The sequence below is a fragment of the Exiguobacterium sp. s125 genome, assembly GCF_018618605.1.
Classification (GTDB): Bacteria; Bacillota; Bacilli; order Exiguobacteriales; family Exiguobacteriaceae; genus Exiguobacterium_A; species Exiguobacterium_A oxidotolerans.
Window position 1 is genome coordinate 44277 of sequence record NZ_JACSMI010000001.1, and the last position, 20474, is coordinate 64750.

The 20474-nt window shown below is 47.9% G+C and carries 19 protein-coding genes; 16 read left to right on the forward strand and 3 right to left on the reverse strand.

Annotation, left to right across the window (positions count from 1 at the left end; translation table 11 throughout):
- Window positions 1-55: 55 nt before the first annotated feature.
- From KNQ05_RS00215 to KNQ05_RS00260, 10 genes are all read left to right on the forward strand, one after another.
- On the forward strand, window positions 56-1279 hold the full coding sequence (locus KNQ05_RS00215) for a hypothetical protein (RefSeq protein ID WP_214767016.1): 1224 nt from the start codon (window positions 56-58) through the stop codon (window positions 1277-1279).
- A gap of 19 nt (window positions 1280-1298) precedes the next feature.
- Window positions 1299-2204, forward strand: a complete 906-nt coding sequence (locus KNQ05_RS00220; RefSeq protein ID WP_214767018.1) for a hypothetical protein — start codon at window positions 1299-1301, stop codon at window positions 2202-2204.
- A gap of 123 nt (window positions 2205-2327) precedes the next feature.
- Complete coding sequence (locus KNQ05_RS00225; RefSeq protein ID WP_214767020.1) at window positions 2328-2999, forward strand: response regulator transcription factor; 672 nt, start codon at window positions 2328-2330, stop codon at window positions 2997-2999.
- Window positions 2996-4381: a sensor histidine kinase gene (locus KNQ05_RS00230; protein ID WP_214768977.1), complete on the forward strand. Its 1386-nt coding sequence runs from the start codon at window positions 2996-2998 to the stop codon at window positions 4379-4381. The genes KNQ05_RS00225 and KNQ05_RS00230 overlap by 4 nt, the downstream gene beginning before the upstream one ends.
- 95 nt (window positions 4382-4476) lie before the next feature.
- The gene (locus KNQ05_RS00235) at window positions 4477-5253 is read left to right on the forward strand and encodes a DUF3919 family protein (protein WP_214804258.1); all 777 of its coding nucleotides are present in this window, start codon (window positions 4477-4479) and stop codon (window positions 5251-5253) included.
- The gene (locus KNQ05_RS00240; RefSeq protein WP_214767026.1) at window positions 5250-6239 is read left to right on the forward strand and encodes an ABC transporter substrate-binding protein; all 990 of its coding nucleotides are present in this window, start codon (window positions 5250-5252) and stop codon (window positions 6237-6239) included. Before KNQ05_RS00235 ends, KNQ05_RS00240 begins: the two co-directional genes overlap by 4 nt.
- Window positions 6240-6275: 36 nt before the next feature.
- The gene (gene uhpT, locus KNQ05_RS00245; RefSeq protein WP_159172939.1) at window positions 6276-7688 is read left to right on the forward strand and encodes a hexose-6-phosphate:phosphate antiporter; all 1413 of its coding nucleotides are present in this window, start codon (window positions 6276-6278) and stop codon (window positions 7686-7688) included.
- A gap of 547 nt (window positions 7689-8235) precedes the next feature.
- Window positions 8236-9765 carry an FAD-dependent oxidoreductase gene (locus tag KNQ05_RS00250; protein ID WP_088837906.1) on the forward strand — a complete coding sequence of 510 codons (1530 nt, stop codon included), beginning with the start codon at window positions 8236-8238 and terminating at the stop codon, window positions 9763-9765.
- A 262-nt stretch (window positions 9766-10027) separates the two neighbouring features.
- Window positions 10028-11047, forward strand: coding sequence for a Delta(5) desaturase DesA (desA, locus tag KNQ05_RS00255; protein WP_088837905.1), 1020 nt, complete (start codon window positions 10028-10030; stop codon window positions 11045-11047).
- 113 nt (window positions 11048-11160) lie between these two features.
- Window positions 11161-11673, forward strand: a complete 513-nt coding sequence (locus tag KNQ05_RS00260; RefSeq protein WP_088837904.1) for a VanZ family protein — start codon at window positions 11161-11163, stop codon at window positions 11671-11673.
- A 59-nt stretch (window positions 11674-11732) separates the two neighbouring features.
- Here the strand turns inward: KNQ05_RS00260 and KNQ05_RS00265 are convergent, their stop codons facing one another.
- A complete protein-coding gene (locus KNQ05_RS00265; RefSeq protein WP_088837903.1) occupies window positions 11733-11927 on the reverse strand; it encodes a hypothetical protein in 195 nt (64 codons plus the stop codon).
- 386 nt (window positions 11928-12313) lie between these two features.
- Here KNQ05_RS00265 and KNQ05_RS00270 point away from each other — a divergent pair, with 386 nt between their 5' ends.
- Window positions 12314-13735, forward strand: a complete 1422-nt coding sequence (locus KNQ05_RS00270) for an ankyrin repeat domain-containing protein (protein ID WP_251132460.1) — start codon at window positions 12314-12316, stop codon at window positions 13733-13735.
- Window positions 13736-13788: 53 nt separating this feature from the next.
- On the opposite strand, the gene KNQ05_RS00275 is transcribed toward KNQ05_RS00270, so the two are convergent.
- Window positions 13789-15885, reverse strand: coding sequence for a 5'-nucleotidase C-terminal domain-containing protein (locus tag KNQ05_RS00275; RefSeq protein WP_214804259.1), 2097 nt, complete (start codon window positions 15883-15885; stop codon window positions 13789-13791).
- 374 nt (window positions 15886-16259) lie between these two features.
- On the opposite strand from KNQ05_RS00275, the gene KNQ05_RS15740 reads away from it, so the two are divergent.
- The 4 genes from KNQ05_RS15740 (at window position 16260) to galU (ending at window position 19497) form a co-directional block, all read left to right on the forward strand.
- The gene (locus KNQ05_RS15740; protein ID WP_255407413.1) at window positions 16260-16394 is read left to right on the forward strand and encodes a hypothetical protein; all 135 of its coding nucleotides are present in this window, start codon (window positions 16260-16262) and stop codon (window positions 16392-16394) included.
- A gap of 312 nt (window positions 16395-16706) precedes the next feature.
- Window positions 16707-17516: an ABC transporter permease gene (locus KNQ05_RS00280; protein WP_088837901.1), complete on the forward strand. Its 810-nt coding sequence runs from the start codon at window positions 16707-16709 to the stop codon at window positions 17514-17516.
- Between the two features lie 15 nt (window positions 17517-17531).
- Window positions 17532-18485 carry an ABC transporter ATP-binding protein gene (locus KNQ05_RS00285; RefSeq protein WP_088837900.1) on the forward strand — a complete coding sequence of 318 codons (954 nt, stop codon included), beginning with the start codon at window positions 17532-17534 and terminating at the stop codon, window positions 18483-18485.
- A 133-nt stretch (window positions 18486-18618) separates the two neighbouring features.
- Complete coding sequence (gene galU / locus KNQ05_RS00290) at window positions 18619-19497, forward strand: UTP--glucose-1-phosphate uridylyltransferase GalU (RefSeq protein ID WP_088837899.1); 879 nt, start codon at window positions 18619-18621, stop codon at window positions 19495-19497.
- 43 nt (window positions 19498-19540) lie between these two features.
- Here the strand turns inward: galU and KNQ05_RS00295 are convergent, their stop codons facing one another.
- Window positions 19541-20122, reverse strand: a complete 582-nt coding sequence (locus KNQ05_RS00295; protein ID WP_088837898.1) for an LOG family protein — start codon at window positions 20120-20122, stop codon at window positions 19541-19543.
- A 129-nt stretch (window positions 20123-20251) separates the two neighbouring features.
- On the opposite strand from KNQ05_RS00295, the gene KNQ05_RS00300 reads away from it, so the two are divergent.
- Window positions 20252-20425 (forward strand): hypothetical protein, encoded by a 174-nt coding sequence (locus tag KNQ05_RS00300; RefSeq protein ID WP_167331091.1) that lies wholly within the window; start codon window positions 20252-20254, stop codon window positions 20423-20425.
- Window positions 20426-20474: the final 49 nt, after the last annotated feature.

Below are 20474 nucleotides of genomic sequence, written 5' to 3' on the forward strand. Positions count from 1 at the left end.
TAATGTAAAATAAAGATAAAAAATAACAATTTTTTGAACAAAAGGAGAGGGAATCATGGATCCATATGAACGATTAGGAATATCGCGTACCTCATCGATGAAAGAACTGGAGCGCGCGTATGCTGAAAAGCTAGAAATACATCCGGAGGAGTCCGAAGAGCGGACGGAAATCGAACGGGCATACGTCGTCATTAAATACGAAAAGAAACAAAAGAATAAACGGAATAAAAGAACAGTAGGCATTGGAGCAATCGTTCTGTTGCTCGCTGCAGGAGGTGGAACTTATGTCTTTTTGAATCAGGAAGAGACGCCTCAGGCGGTCGAACAGAAGAAGCAAGATGCTTCGTTCGTCATTGGTGAAGAAGAGAAGGCAAGTCAGGAAAAAGCGGAAACGAAATCAACGGAGTCGACGAAGAAATCAGACTCGAAGGAAGTGTCCGATCAGGATTATAAGAACATTCAAGATATTTCAGCGCTCTTTTTCCGTGAACTCGAAGATGCTCTGACGGAGCGGAGTGTCAAAGGACTATCCGTCAGTACGAATACTTATAATCAGAATTTCCAAGGTAGTTTGAACGATCTGGTCACAGGAGGTTATATCTTTGACGGTGAACTGACGGTCAACGACATTCCTCAAAACGATATTACGATCAAAGGAGATAAGGCGACGGTCAAAGCAACGGTCGACTATTCCTCGCGATCCTATCAGCCGTATTTACACGAACGCCCTGAGGGCAGCACGATCGTCTGGGAACTGAATCTTGTGAAGTCAGGTCAAGACTGGCTCGTCGATCAGCGGAAATCGCTATCGGATTCGGCGACAGGCAGAGGTATGGAAGTTCGGGAGTCGGTTAAAGAGGATATCATAGGCGCCGTACATCAGCATGCGAAGGAATGGGAGCAGGCGTATATCGATAAAGACACGTCGGCGTTTACTTTGTTTACATCGTCTGCGTATTTGAGTAAGCAACAGAGTTACTATGCTAGCATGAATAAAAGAGGCGTCTATTGGGAAGGATACTTGGACGAAATCGAGTATTCACCAGCATCGATCAATGTTAGTGAAGTAGCAACTGATCTGAGCGCGACTGTCGAAGCGCTTTGCTATTACGAAGGTGATTATTATAAAGAAGACGATGATTCACTCGAAGAGCGTGATCCAGGAGAAGATGTTCCCTTCAAGTATTATCTGAAATATAACTTAGATGACGAACGCTGGTATATTGTTGATTCGGAAGCACTGAAAACCTTTAGTCATAACGATACGACGACGTATTAAATCGAAGGAGGAAATCCGGATGAAAAAAGTAGTTATAGCAACATCACTGGGTCTTATCATCAGTACACTACCGATAGCAAGTGATTCGGTAGCGGCACTTAGTAAGACAGAGAAATCAATTGTTGATCGACAAATTGCCGCTTTGAAGAAAAGTAAACTATCGGGTGGATATAAACCAATCGATGTCCGATCCGTCTATCTACTTGGTGGAAAGTATCCCGAGACGTTTACGCTGTACGAACGATTCAACTCGAATACGTACATGAATGATGTTATCGGTAAAGCCCAAAAGTATGACGCGAAAAAGAAGAAATGGACGACGATTTATACGTATACGGATCGAGATACAGACTACTATGATGTCCGGGCGAAAGGAAAACTACTCGATACGAAAAAAGAACAGTTAGTCATTGGACCATCTGGTGGAAGCGGGGGTTACATCGTGCCGATCCTGATTGGTTCAACAGATGGTAAGACGATCAAAAAGATGTTCGAATCAAAAGAAGCATACCCATTCGGTCGGGCGCTGATTAAAGATAAAAAACTCTATGTCGGTTCAATGACGATTGTCCATGATGTCTATTCCTACAAAGGGAAGGCACTGAAGCATCGTGCCGGTACAGGAGCGGATGACCGGATTGTTGCCGGGAAGGTCTCTAACTATATGACGCTCGATTATTATGGCGGCAGCACGCATCTGACGAGTGGTAAAACGATGACACTCAAAAAAGGACAACGTTTCGGAATTGTTCGTAAATCGACGAAGGATACGAATCCATACGTCTATCGGGCATTTTCTTCAGGAGAAGGAAAGCTACAACTCGACGGGTACGGATTTAAAGCGATTAAGACTGGCGTCGAAAAATGGCACTTCGAACCAGACGCATATAGTGATGCTATTACGATGAAGTTTACAGTAAAATAAGTGCGAGCCAGTTGCTGATTGCTTTCAGGAGCTGGCTTTTTCGTTTGTTCTTCCAGTGTGATTGCAAGCGATTTCATGATACGCTGGGGGACAGAAAAACCTGTCCAGAAAGAAGGAATCCCTATGCATATTCTTGTCATCGATGATGAGGCGAGCATCCGGCATCTCGTCAAACTACAACTCGAGCTCGATGGTCAAACGGTCGAGTCGGCAGCTGATGGAGCAGCAGCGCTTGCCCTACAGACAACGCAGACATTTGATTTGATTGTCCTCGATTTGATGCTTCCTGATACGACCGGCTTCGATTTGATTCCCCGTCTTCGAAAGACGACGCCTGACTTACCGATCTTGATGCTGACGGCGCGTGATCAGATGAATGATAAAATCATCGGGCTGCAGCTCGGAGCAGATGACTATATGACAAAACCGTTCAACGGAACAGAGCTCGTCTTACGTGTGAAAAATCTGTTGAAACGCGCGAAATCTCTAGCACCACCTGTACCCATCGTGACGGATCCGTTTCTGTCCGTTGATCCGGAAGAACGGGTCATTCGTTTAGACGGACAACCATTGCCACTGACATACCGGGAGTATGCGTTGCTCGCGCTCTTCCTGACGCATCCGAAACGTGTCTTCGAGCGTGATGAACTGCTCGAACAAGTCTGGGGTTTTGATTTCTCTGGTCAGACCCGTGCTGTCGATATCATGGTCCAGCGTTTGCGGAAGAAACTCGGAACGCAAGGCGAACGGATCAAGACGATTTACGGCGTCGGCTACAAGTGGATCGACGCATGAAGCTACGCCAGGTCATTACGGAAAACTTCGTCTTGCTTCTCGTTCCGGCACTACTCGTCCTCTTCTTGATTCTCTACGCCTTCATTCAATCGAACCTGTACGAGAACGCCGTCGAGTCCGTCCAAAAACTGAGTCGGGAAGCCGATCTCTATACGACGAATTACCTCGCAAGCGAGGAGACGGACGCGCTCGCCGATACGGCAGTCCCGATCGCTTCGTATCTAGCGGATCGGTTCGATGCACGCGTTCAACTGTTCGGACCAAACGCGGAACTGCTCGCCGATTCGGAGCGTGATCAATTACCGCTCCTCGCTAGTGATATCGATCAAGCATTGAAAGGGAAATCGAGTTATCTGTTCCTCAAGGAGACCGATGTTCCGATGCTGTTTTTCTCAAGTCCACTGTACGGCAAGACGGACGTCATCGGATCGGTCCGTTTTCTCGTCGATCTCCGGACGGAAGCTGAACTGCTCCGGCAATTCACGTATGTCTTCGCCGGTGTATTTCTGATCTTGATCGTGATTGCCGTCTGGACAGCGCGCCGGATGGCGAAGACGTTGATCGGACCAATCGACGATTTACGGAGCGTATCGCATGCCTTGACGAAAGGGCACTATGCGCATGCGTTGCCCGCGTATCCGTATGAAGAACTGAATCGACTGGCGGCAGACTTCTCGACGCTTGCTGACGCAATCCAACATAACATCGGACAGCTCGAACAACAAAGAAGCGACCAACAGACGTTCATCGATCACATCACCCATGAACTGCGAACACCGATGACGGCGATCATGGGCTATGTCGAGTTGATTCCGAAGCTGCCGCCGGATGAAGCTGCGAATTGCTATCACTATATCGAAGTCGAAAGTCAGCGATTGCTACGACTCGTCTCACATAATCTCGAGCAGGCAAAACAGCAACGTAACGAACGCCAGGTGACGTCGACGATGTTCGCGCTCGATGCTTTGCTTATAGACGCCTTATTCATCATGCAACTGCGGCTCGATGGACAAGGGATCCAAGTTGAACGAGAGGTTCCGTCTATTTACGTGCTCGGGCAACCCGATCAGACGAAACAGGTCTTGTTGAACTTACTTGAGAATGCCGTCAAATATAGTGATGCGATGACGGTGACGTTTGCGGTACTTACCACGAATACGACGTTGCAACTTATCATGACGGATGATGGAATCGGTATTGATCCGGTGGTCCTTGCAGAATGGGAAGAAGAACAGCACAGTCTGACGAGTGCGAACGGAAATGGACTCGGTCTACCGCTCTGCCGGCGTTTGATGCAAGAACAAGGTGGCGACTTCACGCTTGAGAGTGATACGAGTGGGACACGCGTTATGTTGACATTCCGCTTAGCGAACCAGACGTAATGTAATCGCTTACAAATGATACATTTACGAAACAATTCGACCGGATTTATGAAACAATTGCCCGGTAATCTAAGAATCAAGCAAGGAGAGGAATCATGAAAGCATCGACCATCGCGTATCTCTTCCTGATGGGCATCTTGTTTGCCCTTGGTCTTTTTTTGCTTCAGCAGACGGTCTTCGGACGCTTACATGTCCTTGATGGACCGAAACGGCTGAATGCTTCCGATGACTCGATCCCGACCGAGTTGACGTTACGTCACCGGTCATGGGGCGAGCAAACGGTAGAAGACGGAACGGAAGTCCAGCGCATCACGACTCTTTTGAAGCAAATGAAGACGGTGACAAACGGTACGTGTCCGGCAGGTAAGGAAACGTTCAACGGAACGCTTCGTTTCTTAAACGGCACGACGTGGACGTTTTCGCTTGGAGAAAACATGACGCTAAACGGGCGATGTGTCGCAAAACGTCCAAGTACTGAGACGACGACACTGAAAGCACGGTTCTTGAACGCGTATCACGAACCGGAACAGCTCGCGCGTCAGTTCGCCGAGGCGGAAGTCGTAACGTGGTATGAAGCAGGGAAATCTCGTTCTTTGACTGTAAGCGAGCGAGAAGACGTTAAGCGTCGTCTGACGCAGGCAGAGCCGATGACGGACTACGAAGAAGTCGGTCAGGCGCTTGATGCCAGTCAGGGACAGCCGCGCATTCTTAAGCTCCAGCGGTTCAAGAGTGAGCAGAACACGCGTGCCAACCTAATGAATATCACCGTATATGAGACATTGTTCAGTGTCCAGTACATGGATGATGACAATGGGAACACCTTCTATTTGAGAAGACAACTCCTGCCGACAGAGAAGGAGGCGGGACGATGAAAAAAGGAATGCTCTTCTTGCTGAGTATCATTTGTCTTATGAGCATTTGGATTGTCCGAAACAATGAACAGACGAAGCAAGGGACAGCCGCGCGGGAGACAGTTCCGCATTTGACGGCGTACGTTTCTGCGAAAGAGGATATCGGACGCGCATTGTTATCATCGTATTGTAAACAATCGGGGTGTACGTATGAGTTCGTGCGTCTCTCGACGGAGGAACTCGTCCGACGCGTGACGAAGGAAGCGGATCATCCACGAGCCGACGTCATCATCGGTGGGACATGGGATGCCCATCAGACGCTTAAACAACGTGGTTTATCGACACCATTCCCGAGTGATATGGATCAAGCGGAACTGCAAGATCCGGATCGCTACTGGATCGGTTATGAAGTCGAGCGTCTCGCGATTGTCATCAACACGGATGTCTGGAATGAACGATTTGGGGCAACGCCTTATCCGAAGACGCTCGCTGACTTGACGGCGAAACAGTACCAGGACGAATTAATCTTGCCGGACCCGAATCATTCTGGTACGGGGGCGACGATTCTGCAAGCTGTCTTTGACGGATACGGAACGAAAGCGGAAGATATCTTACGCCAATTGATCGAGCGAACACGTCTATTTACGACGAATGGTTTTGCGCCGACTTCGTATGTAGCAAGTGGGGAAGCCGTGCTTGGGGTCAATTTCATCGGGGATCAACAATCACTACGTGAAAAGTATTATCCGGTCAAGAGCATCCCGCTTGATACGTATTCGATCAACGCGATCTCGAAGTTAAAGGGACGGACGCAACAGAAGCAGGCGAATGCCTTCATGCGTTTTGTGCTTTCTTCTGACGGTCAGGCAATCCTACGGAAAGTATCGTTCGGTACACCGACCTATGCGATCGCGAAGACACAACCGATCCAGCAAAACATCGGACAGGATATCGTCGCCGATTACCGGGACTATCTCCGTCGATTCAATCAGCTCCAGGACAAATGATGCGAAGACTCTGATTCATGATAGGGGAAATGGAAGATGGGATTCTTCAGCATCAAAAAATTGCCGAATGCCGGCATACCGATTGAAGTACAACGGAAACAATGGTTGCAGCAATTTTTAAAAGCATTTTTAGTCGTTTTCTTTTCATATATGGCGATGTACCTAATTCGAAATAACTTTAAAGCCGCACAACCGCTTCTAAAAGAAGAACTCGGTTTCACGACAACTGAACTCGGATATATCGGCTTCGCTTTCTCGATTACATACGGGATTGGGAAGACGTTGCTCGGGTACTTCGTAGACGGTAAAAACACGAAACGCGTCATCTCATTCTTATTGATTTTGTCTTCTTTAATCGTGACAGCCATGGGGATGTTGATGAGTGCCGGAGGAAGTCCTGTCGGTCTCCTGATGGTATTGTGGGGGATGAGTGGATTCTTCCAATCGGTCGGAGGACCGTCATCCTACTCGACGATTGCCCGCTGGACACCGTTTGAAAAACGTGGACGTTACCTTGGTTTTTGGAACGTCTCACACAACATCGGTGGTGCGATTGCCGGTGGTCTTGCGCTTTGGGGAGCAAACGTCTTCTTTAACGGAAGTGTCGTCGGGATGTTCATCTTCCCTGCTGCGATTGCTCTCGTCATCGGGATCGTCGGTCTGTTCATCGGGAAGGATGATCCGGAGGAACTCGGGTGGAACAGGAGTGAGGAAATTTTCGAGGAACCGATCGAACCGGAGAACATTGCTGCAGAAAGCATGACGAAGTGGCAAGTCTTCAAGACGTATGTCATCTCGAATCCGTGGATTTGGACGCTCTGTATCGCGAACGTCTTCGTCTATATTGTCCGGATCGGGATCGATAACTGGGCACCGCTCTATGTTACGGAACACTTGCACTTCAGTACGGAGAGTGCCGTCAATACGATCTTCTTCTTTGAAATCGGTGCGTTATGCGGCAGTATGATTTGGGGGTATGTGTCCGATTTACTCAAAGGACGCCGAGCGCTCGTCGCAGCGATCTGTCTCATGCTGACGGCAGTCGCAGTCCTTGGTTATCGTTACGGTACGAGTGAAGTCATGATTTACACTTCATTGTTCGCACTCGGTGCCCTCATCTACGGACCACAGCTCTTGATCGGTGTCTCGGTCATCAGCTTCGCACCGAAGCAAGCGACAACGGTCACGAACGGAATGGTCGGAACGTTCGGCTACTTGTTTGGTGATTCAATCGCGAAAGTCGGTTTAGCAAAAATCGCTGACCCAGAAACGAATGGTTTAACGATCGGTTCAGTTACATTACACGGCTGGAGCGATACGTTCGTCATCTTCAATGCTGCGTTACTGTTCGGTTTGATTGCCCTTGCAATCGTCGCTGTCGTCGAGGAGAAAAAGATTCGTCGGCTTGGGAAGCTCGAAAAACAAACAAAAGAAAAATTGAGTTCTTGAAGACAATGACTTCTATTTCATCGAAGTCACAGATTTTAGATAAAAAAGATGGAAAGTCACTTGAATGTGGTTTCCCATCTTTTTTTGTCTCTCTCTTTCCTTTTTATTTTTAAATATAGTTTGTCAAATCAAGTACAACATTTCTTAATTAAGATCTCGTATACAGATTTCGAGTTAAGACATTTACTTGGTCTTCTACCGATTCAGACAAGTGTTTGATTAGTTCTACATGAGGTCGTACACTTTTTGTGTTTTTTTCTAGGTGTTGTACTTAATATTACAATTCGTCATATAAATATTCTCCATTAACCAAAAATTAAAAATAGATTACAAATTTTGTTTTTGGAAATGATTATTTATCAAGAAGATATAATATGAAATCGGCGAGTAAAAATAAATAATCGTATATAACGCGAAAGAAAATAGCCATGTTCTAGATCGCTCGTTTTCTTTGGAAAATACAGATTGTGAATGTTTTTGTGAGAGAGAGGGTAAAAGTAAATGTTAGTTGTATGAAAAGAAACCAACATTTACGGAGGCGGAAAAAATGAAGCGACTTGACGGATTTCCAACATCATACTGGCGCACTTCGATTGAACATACGATTTATCCGAAATTAGAAACAGACAGTACGACGGACATCGTCATCATCGGTGCCGGCATTGCAGGACTCGTCGCAGCGGTCCAGTTGATTGATTCCGGATATGCCGTGACGCTGCTTGAAGCGGATCAAGTCGCGAGCGGGACGACCGGGTATACGACGGCAAAAGTCTCATCGCAACACGGTTTGATTTATGATCAATTGATTCAGACAATCGGCCAAGAGAAAGCGCGCCTCTATTTTCAGGCGAATGAAGAGGCGATTGAGTTTTTACGTGAGCAGGTCGAACGACTCGGCATCGACTGCGAGCTTGAGACGCAGGATGCGTACCTGTACGTCGCGTCCTCAAAAGAAAAGGCCAGTCAACTCGAAAAAGAAATCGAAGCCTATGCCCGACTCGGAATGGACGGGGGAGAGGCGACGGCGGAAGTGCAAGCGAAGTTGCCCTATCCGGTTGAAAAAGCAGTCGTCTTACGTAATCAAGCCCAGTTCCATCCAGTCAAGTACTTACAAGGACTCGCCCGGTACTTCACAGCGAATGGCGGTAAGTTATACGAACAGACACGGGCCGTATCGGTCGAGACAAAACGGACGCCGACCGTCGTCGTTGAGAACGGACGTAAAATCGAAGCGAAAAAGATCATCGTCGCCTCGCATTTCCCGTTCAATGATTTAAAAGGGCTCTATTTTTCAAAACTCGAAGTCCACCGATCGTATATCGTCTCCGGCTTCGTCGATGCAACGTTTCCGGACGGTATGTTCATGAGTGCCGATCAACCGAGTCGCTCACTCCGGCATGCAAAGACGGCAGATGGACGAACACTCGGTTTCTTCGGTGGGGAAAACCATTTGTCGGGACACGAGACACATACGAAAGCCAATTATCAAACGTTGGCGCAGTTCGCGGAAGCCGAGTTCGGGGTCGAAGCAATCGAACAGTTTTGGTCGGCGCAAGATTTGATTTCGCTCGATAAAGTCCCGTATGTCGGTCAAATGACGAGTGACGACTCGAACCTGTTCGTCGCGACAGGATTCGCCAAGTGGGGAATGACGAACGGGATCGCGGCAGGTCGTCTCTTAGCCGATCTATTGACCGGGAAATCAAACCGCTACCTGTCCTTGTTCGATCCGAACCGGTCGAAGTTGAGCAAGCAGGATGCGAAACAGTTCGTCAAAAACAATGCCGATGTCGCGCTCGAACTCGTCAAAGGGAAAGTCGCACGTGGCGAGAAAGAGGCGGAGGCGTTAGCACGCGACGAAGGTGGACTTGTCCGCCATGACGGGAAGACGGTCGGCGGATACCGGGACGAGACGGGTGAACTGCATCTCGTCAAGACGACCTGTACGCATCTCGGTTGCGACGTCAAATGGAACGACGGCGAACGGTCATGGGATTGTCCGTGTCATGGCTCCCGGTTCGATTACGAAGGAAATGTGCTCGAAGGGCCAGCCGTTAAGCCGCTGAAAAGAATGTAACGACAGCCAAAAGGCTCACGATGCGTCGTGGGCTTTTTGCTTGTATCTTCATCAATTTGAGAATTCCTGCTTTATTTTTTATAACATGTGCTATAATTACCTGGTATAAAAAATATTTAAGCGTATAACTATATCGGTCGGGTCGAGTATCATGTGGATGTTACGAATTCACCGTCACGAACGCCGTTTCCTGGTTTCATTCAAGCACATCATCTCATTAGCGTCGTGAACGCTGTAACTGAATTCGAGGAGGAAGCAACACATGAGTAAAGAAAAAATCGCCCAGCTTCGTAAACATGTCTCGCCGTTTGAAAAGGCAGACATAAAAGCGAGTGTCAGGCAGATGATCAACACGATCCTACCGTTTCTCGTCGCTTGGTTTCTCGCCTACCAAGCACTCAAAATCTCAGTATGGCTTGCGGTTCCGCTTGCGATCGTCGCAGCCGGGTTCGTCGTCCGAACATTCATTATCTTCCATGACTGTACGCACGGGTCATTCTTCAAAAACAAGAAAGCAAATGCGATCGTCGGGACAATCACAGGAATCTTGACGTTATTCCCATACGAAAAATGGAAACGCGAGCATTCAATCCACCATGCGTCGAGTGGTAACCTCGATAAACGTGGCGTCGGTGACATTTGGGTCATGACGATCGAAGAGTATGTCGAAGCATCGAAATGGACACGGTTGAAGTATCGTCTCTACCGGAACCCGCTCGTCATGTTCGGTCTCGGACCATTGTTGTTGATTCTCGTCGTCAGCCGCTTCAATCGCAAGGACGCACGGAAAAAAGAACGCATCAACACACACGTCATCAATGCGTCACTCGTCGTCTTGTATGCCGTCATGATTTATGTCGTCGGTTGGCAGGCCTTCTTGATCATCCAAGGAACAACGATGTTCACAGCGGGCGTGCTCGGGATCTGGTTATTCTACGTTCAGCATACGTTTGAAGACTCGTATTTCGAGGATGAAAGCGAATGGGACTACGTCAAAGCCGCGATCGAAGGAAGCTCGTACTACGAGTTGCCGAAAGTTTTACAGTGGGTGACAGGAAATATCGGCTTCCACCACGTCCATCACTTAAGTCCGCGTGTCCCGAACTATCATCTAGAAAAAGCCCATACGGCGACACCACCCCTTCAAAAAGCAACGACGATCGGCTTATTCTCGAGTCTCAAGTCGCTTCGTTATAAACTATATGATGCTAAAAATAAAACGTTCGTGACGTTTCGCGAAGTCAAACATCTGTTGCGTGAACCGAAAACATCTATATCCTAAGCAAAGTGCTCACCTGTTAAACGGGTGAGCGCTTTTTTGTCTCCGTCTTTAGGCGTAGGTTCCAAGTCGTTTTTCATGGTAAGCTATTCCGATAGTAGAAGGAGGGATGCTACATGCGTCGGATACCGATTGCCTATGTCACAGGAGGTGCCATCCTGTTAGCATTGTTTGGTTTTAGCTCGATGACGTATGAACAACAATCCTTGATTCCATTTTTGACGAACCATGTCCCGCTCGGCTGGGTCGATGCGTTTTCGTTCGTCTCGTTTCATTATGAAGTCCCGATCAGTGTCGCAGCACTCGGACCGGCCGCATTCGTCGAGTTCTTCATCCGTAAAGGCATGCACGCGGGTCTGTTTTTCGTCTTCGGTATCAGTCTGGTCCACTTGTTGCGGATGCGACGTTATCGCCCGGTCCCTGCTGCCTTTTTTGCTTTTACGACAGCAATGACCGTCGGCGTGCTCGATGAGTTCCATCAACTCTTGACCGGTGGACGGACGCCGCTTGTCGGTGACGTCTTGATTGACGGGAGCGGGGCGTTCGTCGGGATCCTGCTTTACACGGGACTCCGGCTTTTCCTGAAGGCGGACCGGATCGTCAAAATGGACTATCAACGAACGAGCTAACCAAAACATCCCCCGTTCCCTCAACAACAGTTGAGAAGACGGGGGATGTTTTGATTCAGTTAAAAGCGTTGGACCCACTCGATTTTGTATTGTGTCCGACCGTACTCTTTTCGAAGCATGTTGTCTGCTTTTTTGCGGGCAGTCGTGTGATCACTCGCACGGATGATCAGGCGATCGGTTTCAATGATTTCTTCGCGTTCGATGACATGGTATTGGATGGTATATTCTTTGTTGAACAGATTCAGTAATCCCATGATATCCACTCCCATATTCTTCATTCTAGTAGTTATTATATGGTATTTACAAATGAATGGCAATCTAAAAGAGAGACTTTCGTCTCACCCTATAATAAATAGTATATGGGTCGAATGGTTTATTAATTTTTTCGATTAGAATGACGATAAAAAGTGTTGTTAAATGCGGGATTGTTCTGAAAATTATTATTTTTTGAATATTTTTTGAAATGAAATCATGAATCATTTGACCCATTCAGAAAGTCTCGTAATCTAAGTGGAAGATATATTTAGATAGTTTTTTTGAGAATTAACAATAATTAACTTGGAATCCGTTTGGGATTATCGGTATGATAGGGAAGAGTGGTGAAGAGGCCATTCGTGAAGAAAGGGGTCGAAGACTGACCATGCACGACATCAATGAAACGAATCAATCAATCCGTCAAAAGGAACCGGTTGTAAGACGCGAGCATGTGTATTTTTGGTTGTTGCTCCTGACGTCAATCGTGACGGCATGCGGCATACTCGTTCTCGTCATCGAATTTCCGATGGTTGGACTGATGATAGTAAGTGGAGTGGTTGTAGTACTCGGACTGGTTGTGATGAGAAAGTGGATCCAGCTGACGGCGTTACGGAGTGAACAAGTTCGTGTGAGTGACGTCTTGTTTTACGATCTTCAATCCCGAGTCGCGCATCAGGCGAAAGAACTCGGACTTTGGCGGATGCCGGAGACCTATTTGATCGACCATCCACAGCTGACGACACCACGAATCGTCTATTTTTTGCAAAAGTATACGCTGTTGCTTCCCGCGTCGTACCAGTCGCTTGACGATACCGGTGAATTTTTGATCATCCGAGAACTCGCGCACGTCAAACGGAATCATCATGAAAAACGTCTTGTCCTCCTGCTTGGAAGCTGGGTGCCCTTTTTACGCGCGGCCTATGTACGTGCCTGTGAGGAAACGGTCGACCGGATGGCGCTTCGACGGGTCCCGCGTGACGTTGCCGTACGTGGCATCATCAGTTCGACGGTCGGTCGGACGATAGTGGAAAATCTTGATATGAACGTCTACATAACAGAAAAACAAGCAAGGGCATCACTCGCGACAGAAATCGCACAACTGTTTCGGAAGCAACCGGACGTCTTACGGCGTCTACAAGCGACCGGAATCGATGCTGCACATCGGCAGACGATGCGTTGGATCGTCCGAGGGCTCGTCATGAGCGGAACGCTGGTCGCGCTCTTCGGGCTTGCTGTCGTCGGTCGACAAGTCCCGCAACTGTTTGCTGACTTGACGACATTCGTCGAACAAGAAGCCGGAATCGAGCAGGACTTAGGTGAAACGGAACTGATGGCGGCGATTCAAAAGGGGACGCTCGAGGAAATCGAACAGCTGTTACCGACGAGTGATATGCAGGCCGTCGATGCTGACGGTGATACGGCCCTGCATTACCTCGGATACCGAAAGTCGAGTAAGGGGCTTGAAGGTGTGTTTGACGCTTTGATTAAAGCCGGCAGCGACGTCGATGCGATTAACGACTTCGGGGAGCGACCGTTTATCACGGCCGTCTACAGTAACAATCAGGAACTCGTCGCCTTGTACTTGAAACAAGGTGAGAAAATTGATCAGCAAGATGAGGACGGCTATACGCCGCTCCACCATGCCGTTGAAGGTGAAGGCAAGCAGACCGTAAAGCTGTTGCTTGAGAAAGGGGCAGACCTGACGATTAAGAACGAGGAAGGCTATACACCGTTAATGCTTGCGGAAGAATATGAACTCGACGACATCATTCTTTTACTGAAACAAAATGTACCGCAAACGTTATGAAAAAAGACGCTCTCCCGGTAAAGGGAAAGCGTCTTTTCGTTGTGTCTTGTCTCTTATTTGAGCATCGTTGCTGTATCGACGATGCGTCCTTCAATTTTGTAATCGACTTCTTTAAGTGATGCTGTAAAGTCGCGGAGGTTCTCCCAGTCCGAGAGACCGAGATCCGTGACGCGTCCATCTGCATAAGCAGTTGCGAATGGTGTGAGACCGTCGCCGCCCTTCGCAGTGAAAGCATTCGTCGCGATGACGTACGTCTTCGCAGGATTGATTGCTTCAAGTGTCCCGTTGTTGTCGACTTCCATCTTCGTGACACGTTCGCCCTTAACATTTTTGCTGTTGTATTCGAATTTCATACCCGATACATGGAGGAACCCACCGTTTTCGACTGGAGCGACACCGATGCTGATTTCAAGGAGGTCCTTGATTTCTGCACCTGTCATTTTCGCAGTCGCGAGTGTGTTACCGAACGGGAGTGTCGTTAAGACTTCACCGACTGTGAGTGGTCCGGCATTGATTGCTGCCCGGATACCGCCACCGTTTTGCATCGCGATGACAGCATCTTTGTTGTATTCTTTAGCTTTTTTGAGCATGCCGTCTGTGATCAAGTTACCGAGTGCCGTCTCGCTGTTACGCACACTGACTTCGCCACGCGGGTTTGTGAGTTCATTGACGATGTTCGCCCCGACTTCTTCGTTTTTCAGTTCAGCGATTTGATCCGCATATGGTTTGAGGATTTCCGCAGCTTTCGCGTCTTCTGCTGCTTTAGAGACGTCGATCAGCGAACCGTTGTACTCTGTTAATTTCCCTTTGTAGTCGAACGTCAAATCGAGATTTCCGAGGAAATCACCGTATTGATACGCTTGCGCGATGATTGTCGGTTCTGTTTTACCTGGAACGTCTTTTTCGTCGACGACGACTGGCGCTTCAAGTTTCGAGTGCGAGTGTCCTCCGACGATGACGTCGATGCCGTCAACATTACGTGCGAGCAGTTGATCATTGTCGACTGCAGCATTGTCATCGAAACCGATGTGTGTCAACGCGACGATTTTATTGACGCCACGGTCTTCAAGTTTTTTGACGGCTGTTTTTGCGCTCTCGATGTAGTTCGCGAAAGCGACCGTACCCGGACTTGAAATTTCCGCAGTCTCTTCTGTCGTTAACCCGAAGAAGCCGATTTTTTGTCCTTTGTATTCTTTAATCACACCTTGGTAAATCCGTCCTTTGTCAGGACCGGCTGTGATTGTTTTCGATTGGAGTCCCGCAAGCAGTTCGTTTTTGCTGAAATCGACGTTCGCTGAGATGAACGGGAACTTCGCGTTCGTAACGAAATCCTGAAGGGCTTGATGGTTGTCCTGGTCCCCGAGATCGAACTCATGGTTACCGAACGTCATCAAATCGTATTTCATGTAGTTCATCAACTCGAGGTCAGCTTGACCACGGAATTTATTGAAGTAGAGTGAGCCTGAGAAGACATCTCCTGCGTCAAGTAAGAGTGACGGTTTGCCGGCTGCTTTGTAGCTCGCACGGAGCTCCTTGATGACAGTTGCACGTTTCGCTGCTTTGTCGAGGTTCGCGTGTGTGTCATTCGTGTGGAGTAAACCGATTGAGAAATCATCCTTGTTGACGTCGAGGACATTGATTTTTGCTTTGAGTGTGATTGTTTTACCGAGACGTGTGTATTTTGCGACCGCATATTTGACGCCTGCTTCATCTGTATCGACTTTTGTCCAATGGACCGGTTTGTCATAGACACGGCCTGTTGCATAAAGAACAGCCAGTGTTTTCGGTAAGACCGGTTTTTCACCGACGTAGATCGTCTGTTCTTTCACGCTCTCGACGAACTTGACGGCATAGTTTTGGATATAAATCTTCACTTCGATTGGTGATTTCTTCTTCCCGTATGTCCCTTTTACCGTTTGGAAACGGTTAAAGATGTGACGGTCATACTTCTTCCACGTGATTTTTTCGCCCTTGTATGTAGCAGGTAATTTAACCGGGGCACCTTTCTTGAAGACGAGTGACTTGAGTTTGACCGTTTTGACTTTGACATGGGTTGCAGCAGAGACAGTAGTTTGCGCAACCGGCACGATTGCCGATGTCGTCAAGGCGACAGCGACAGCTGCCGCGTAAAGCGGTTTTGATTTGTACATACGTAAAAATCCTCCTTCAAAGTGGGGTATATGAATGCAAGGTCAAAATGCGATCGTTGACCTCTTCTTCTACTATAAGTGTTTTAGAAAGCACTGTGCGGATAATGTTTTGTAAAAAACGTAAATTCTTAGGTCGGACGACGGGACAACCCATTGGAGAGGTTTGCTTGTTAGACTGCAGACACTGAAAAAGTGAGTGAAAATTAAATGATAACGCTTTCATTATATGTCGGATTGATTCAAAAGGAAATAAAAAACTGCGAGAAGTTTATGTGTCATTCCCATTTTTTGATAATTTGCTTGTAGTTTTTAGTGCCTCTCTCTTGTATCATATAAAGTAATGGACTAACGTGTGAAAGGATGATCAACTGAAAATGAATGAAGCGATTCGAGGAAGTTTAGTCGTTTTGATCCTCTGTTTGATGATTGCCTTACTCGGATGGGGATTATCTTCACCTCCGACGACGATTGGTAGTATGCATGTAATTGATTTTGAGCTGTCTCCGTGACGTGTCCTAGGACATCGATGAGGGCAGTTTTTTTGTCGTTTAGAAAGCTACAGTTTAGTGTCGGTTTCCTCAATACATTGACACGATTTTTAACGATGGCTAGAATTGACTAAGTGTATGGTCGTTATCGACGACTTTTAATATGAAAGATTTGTTCAAGCAGAGAGGGGGAATAATCGAATCGGGCAGGCGAGAGGCACTGCTAACGGATCGCATTCGTTTGATACGATCGCGAATCGAATCCGTCATTTTTGACTGGAAGTAACTGAACTAAAATACATGTACCTCTACGGATCGGAAGGAACTTAACTTATGTTGAAAGAAATGAAAAACATCATCCGCGAACAAGTGGAGAATTTTCCACTGATTCGGCGCCTGGCACGGTACGAAATCAAATCGGCGCATGCGGAGCAACGGCTCGGTCTGTTGTGGGAGCTGCTCAATCCCGGATTACAAATCTTTATTTACTGGTTCGTGTTTGGTGTCGGTCTGAAAGGCAACAAGAACGTTGATGGCGACACGCCGTTCATCGTCTGGCTTCTTTGCGGGATTGTCGTCTGGTTCTTCATCAATGACGCGTTACTCCGGGGTTCGAACTCGATCAACAACCGGCTCGCGATGGTGACGAAGATGCGTTTCCCGATGAGTGCGATTCCGTCATATGTCATCTTGTCGCGGATGTACCAGCATTTCGCGATGTTATTGATCGTCTTCGTCGTCATCTTGCTTAACGGAATCCCGATGACGTGGAAGCTGCTCCAGTTGCCGTACTACATGGCGGCGACGTACATCTTCGTCTACGCGTTCTCACTTTGTTTCTCGACATTGATTACGCTCGTCAAAGACATTCAACTCTTTTTACAATCGATGATGCGGATGCTCTTTTATTTAACACCGATTCTGTGGAACATTGAACGATTCCCGGACGTCTTACATGGTCTGCTTCGTCTCAACCCGGTCTTCTACCTAGTCGAAGGCTACCGGTCGAGTTTACTGGGCGGTGCCTGGGTCTGGCAGGAATGGCCGACGGGACTTTACTTCTGGAGCGTGACGCTTCTATTGTTCACAGCCGGAACTTACTTACACATTAAGTTCCGTAAATCATTCACCGAGCTTGTTTAAGGGAAGGAAATCGCTATGTCTATGATAAAACTCGAACATGTCACGAAACGGTTTGACATGGTTACGACGACGAAAGAAAAATTTAAGTTGTTATTCAAAAGTAAAAGCAAGAGCGTGAAGACGTTCACGGCACTCCGTGACGTCACGCTCGACATCGGATCAGGAGAAGTCGTCGGTCTCGTCGGCATCAATGGTTCCGGTAAGTCGACGCTATCGAACTTGATCTCCGGTATCATCTATGCGAACGAAGGTGACGTCGAAATCAATGGTGAAGTCGCGATCATCGCCGTCTCGCAAGGACTGAAGAGTGTCTTGACGGGGCGCGAGAACATCCGGCTCAAATGTTTGATGCTCGGGATGGACGACGCGGAAATCGACCGCCGGATGCCCGGCATCATCGATTTTGCGGACATCGGGGACTTCATCGACCAACCGATTAAAAAATATTCGAGCGGGATGAAGTCGCGTCTCGGCTTCGCGATCGCCGTCAACGTCGATGCCGATATCTTGATCGTCGATGAAGCATTATCGGTCGGGGACCAAACGTTCTATAACCGGTGTATCGATAAGATGAATGAATTCAAGAACGAAGGCAAGACAATCATCTTCGTCAGCCACTCATTGTCACAGATTCGCAACTTCTGTGAACGTGTCATCTGGCTCGAGTACGGTCAAGTCAAACTCGACGGGACGACAAAAGAAGTCGTGCCGCAGTATAAGCAGTTTTTGACGTCATACAAGAAACTGTCGAAAGACGAGCAACACCAGTACCGCAAAGATCGCTTAAAGGAACAAGCAGAAAACGCGACACCGCGTAAGCAGAACGTCGATGCTGAAGATACGGTCAAACATCCAGGCTGGATCTTGTCCGGACTCGGGCTGCTCGTACTCGCAGCCGGCAGTGTGATGGTCATCGATGAAACGCCATCATTTGCATCACTGACTGACGCAATCGCCAACTTATTTTAAACACCAACGACCAGTGATACGTTTTGTGTCACTGGTCTTTTTTGTCGAGGAAACAGGGAAACGCGAATCAAAAAAAGAAGTAGTACAACGGACAGTACAGCGTTAGACGATTCAGCATAAGGGAGGGCGCGGGATGCAGAAGATTCGAAAAGCCATCATTCCGGCAGCGGGACTCGGAACACGTTTCCTGCCGGCGACGAAAGCGATGCCAAAAGAAATGCTTCCGATTTTGACGAAGCCGACGATTCAGTACATCGTCGAGGAGGCCGTTGCTTCAGGAATCGAACAAATCATCATCGTCTCGGGACGAAACAAACGGGCGATCGAAGACCACTTCGATCATGCACCGGAACTCGAAAACATATTACGGCAAAAAGGGAAGCTCGAGCTATTGAAAGAAGTCGACGCCTCGACGACGATGGCAGAAATCCATTATATCCGGCAAAAGGAACCTAAAGGTCTTGGACATGCGATTTGGAGTGCCCGTCATTTCATTGGGAATGAACCATTCGCCGTCTTACTCGGTGATGATTTGATCGTCGCAGAACGTCCTGGTCTCAAACAATTGATTGATCAGTATGAGACGACAGCGTCCTCCGTCATCGGCGTCCAACAAGTCGCACCGGAGCATACACATCGCTACGGGATCATTGATCCGATTGAACAAATCGGGAATCGGTACCACGTCCGGCAATTCGTCGAAAAACCGCCGCAAGGTACGGCGCCGTCGAACATGGCGATCATCGGACGATACATTTTGACACCGGCGATCTTTACGTACTTGGAGACGCAACAGGCGGGTTCAGGGGGCGAGATTCAATTGACGGATGCGATTGAACGCTTGAATGGAATTGAGGACGTCTATGCGTATGACATCAAAGGAGAACGGTTTGATGTCGGCGAAAAGATGGGGTACGTCGAGACGACGCTTGCCTTCGCGTTGAAGGACGAAGAGATTCAAGAGGATGTCAAAGCATTACTGAAGAAGTACGTCGCGGAGTGGGAAACTTAAAAAAAGAGGGGAACCCCCTCTTTTAAACAGTGATTAAGATTGTTTACGTTTGATCCGTATTCAAGTAGGACTTGACGTGAGGGGCTTCGTATTGACGAAAACGCTCGAGTAACGCTTCAGGTGTCGACTCGACGAGCAGCATCGCTGCATGCTCGGGGATGATGAATCCTTGGGTTTCCATCTGCTTGAACAACGCGATGAGGGAATCGTAGTACCCGTCGATGTTCAAGATGCCGCACGGTTTTTCATGGAGACCGAGCTGGGCCCACGTGAAGACTTCGAAAAATTCTTCCATCGTTCCGGGACCGCCTGGTAAGATGATAAACCCGTCCGCAAGTTCCGCCATCTTTGCTTTTCGGTCATGCATCGAGTCGACGAGGTGGAGTTCTGTCAGGTTCGGATGAGCGATTTCTTTTTCCTGTAAAAAGTGTGGTAACACACCGATGGCTTGTCCGTTCGCGGATAAAATGGCATCTGCGACGGCACCCATCGTTCCGACACGCGAACCACCATACACGAGTCCGTAATCCTGTTTCGCAAGCACCGTGCCGAGCGTCGCGGCGGCTTCCTTGAAAAGCGGTGATGCTCCATCTTTTGAGCCACAAAACACAGCGAGTTTTTTCATGACAATCGTTCCTCCTTCAAGACTGGTCTTTTCTCAACATACCATATCGCCGCGGGAAATTGAAAAGCGACCTCGTCTTCTTAGCGGGAACTTTACATTGATGACGCCATTAGAATGGAGGGGACACCAGTGAGACCTAAAACAATTGTCTGGCTTGTACTGATCATTGCCGCAATTAATTTACTGCTCGGCATTTTTATACCGGAATCACCGACACGGACGACGATCAGTACGATTTTATTAGGCGTGATTCTGCTGTTAGGGGTAGGATATTTCATTACACTGCGTCGATCTTCTAAATGAACAAGCGATCTCCCTGGCTGGATGTTTCAGTCAGGGAGACCGCTTTTTT

What these genes read in the sequence shown, in the direction of transcription:
- KNQ05_RS00215 (WP_214767016.1), top strand. Translation starts at nt 56, where the DNA reads ATGGATCCATATGAACGATTAGGAATATCGCGTACCTCATCGATGAAA.
- KNQ05_RS00220 (WP_214767018.1), top strand. Translation starts at nt 1,299, where the DNA reads ATGAAAAAAGTAGTTATAGCAACATCACTGGGTCTTATCATCAGTACA.
- KNQ05_RS00225 (WP_214767020.1), top strand. Translation starts at nt 2,328, where the DNA reads ATGCATATTCTTGTCATCGATGATGAGGCGAGCATCCGGCATCTCGTC.
- KNQ05_RS00230 (WP_214768977.1), top strand. Translation starts at nt 2,996, where the DNA reads ATGAAGCTACGCCAGGTCATTACGGAAAACTTCGTCTTGCTTCTCGTT.
- KNQ05_RS00235 (WP_214804258.1), top strand. Translation starts at nt 4,477, where the DNA reads ATGAAAGCATCGACCATCGCGTATCTCTTCCTGATGGGCATCTTGTTT.
- KNQ05_RS00240 (WP_214767026.1), top strand. Translation starts at nt 5,250, where the DNA reads ATGAAAAAAGGAATGCTCTTCTTGCTGAGTATCATTTGTCTTATGAGC.
- uhpT (WP_159172939.1), top strand. Translation starts at nt 6,276, where the DNA reads ATGGGATTCTTCAGCATCAAAAAATTGCCGAATGCCGGCATACCGATT.
- KNQ05_RS00250 (WP_088837906.1), top strand. Translation starts at nt 8,236, where the DNA reads ATGAAGCGACTTGACGGATTTCCAACATCATACTGGCGCACTTCGATT.
- desA (WP_088837905.1), top strand. Translation starts at nt 10,028, where the DNA reads ATGAGTAAAGAAAAAATCGCCCAGCTTCGTAAACATGTCTCGCCGTTT.
- KNQ05_RS00260 (WP_088837904.1), top strand. Translation starts at nt 11,161, where the DNA reads ATGCGTCGGATACCGATTGCCTATGTCACAGGAGGTGCCATCCTGTTA.
- KNQ05_RS00265 (WP_088837903.1), bottom strand. Translation starts at nt 11,927, where the DNA reads ATGGGATTACTGAATCTGTTCAACAAAGAATATACCATCCAATACCAT.
- KNQ05_RS00270 (WP_251132460.1), top strand. Translation starts at nt 12,314, where the DNA reads ATGCACGACATCAATGAAACGAATCAATCAATCCGTCAAAAGGAACCG.
- KNQ05_RS00275 (WP_214804259.1), bottom strand. Translation starts at nt 15,885, where the DNA reads ATGTACAAATCAAAACCGCTTTACGCGGCAGCTGTCGCTGTCGCCTTG.
- KNQ05_RS15740 (WP_255407413.1), top strand. Translation starts at nt 16,260, where the DNA reads ATGAATGAAGCGATTCGAGGAAGTTTAGTCGTTTTGATCCTCTGTTTG.
- KNQ05_RS00280 (WP_088837901.1), top strand. Translation starts at nt 16,707, where the DNA reads ATGTTGAAAGAAATGAAAAACATCATCCGCGAACAAGTGGAGAATTTT.
- KNQ05_RS00285 (WP_088837900.1), top strand. Translation starts at nt 17,532, where the DNA reads ATGTCTATGATAAAACTCGAACATGTCACGAAACGGTTTGACATGGTT.
- galU (WP_088837899.1), top strand. Translation starts at nt 18,619, where the DNA reads ATGCAGAAGATTCGAAAAGCCATCATTCCGGCAGCGGGACTCGGAACA.
- KNQ05_RS00295 (WP_088837898.1), bottom strand. Translation starts at nt 20,122, where the DNA reads ATGAAAAAACTCGCTGTGTTTTGTGGCTCAAAAGATGGAGCATCACCG.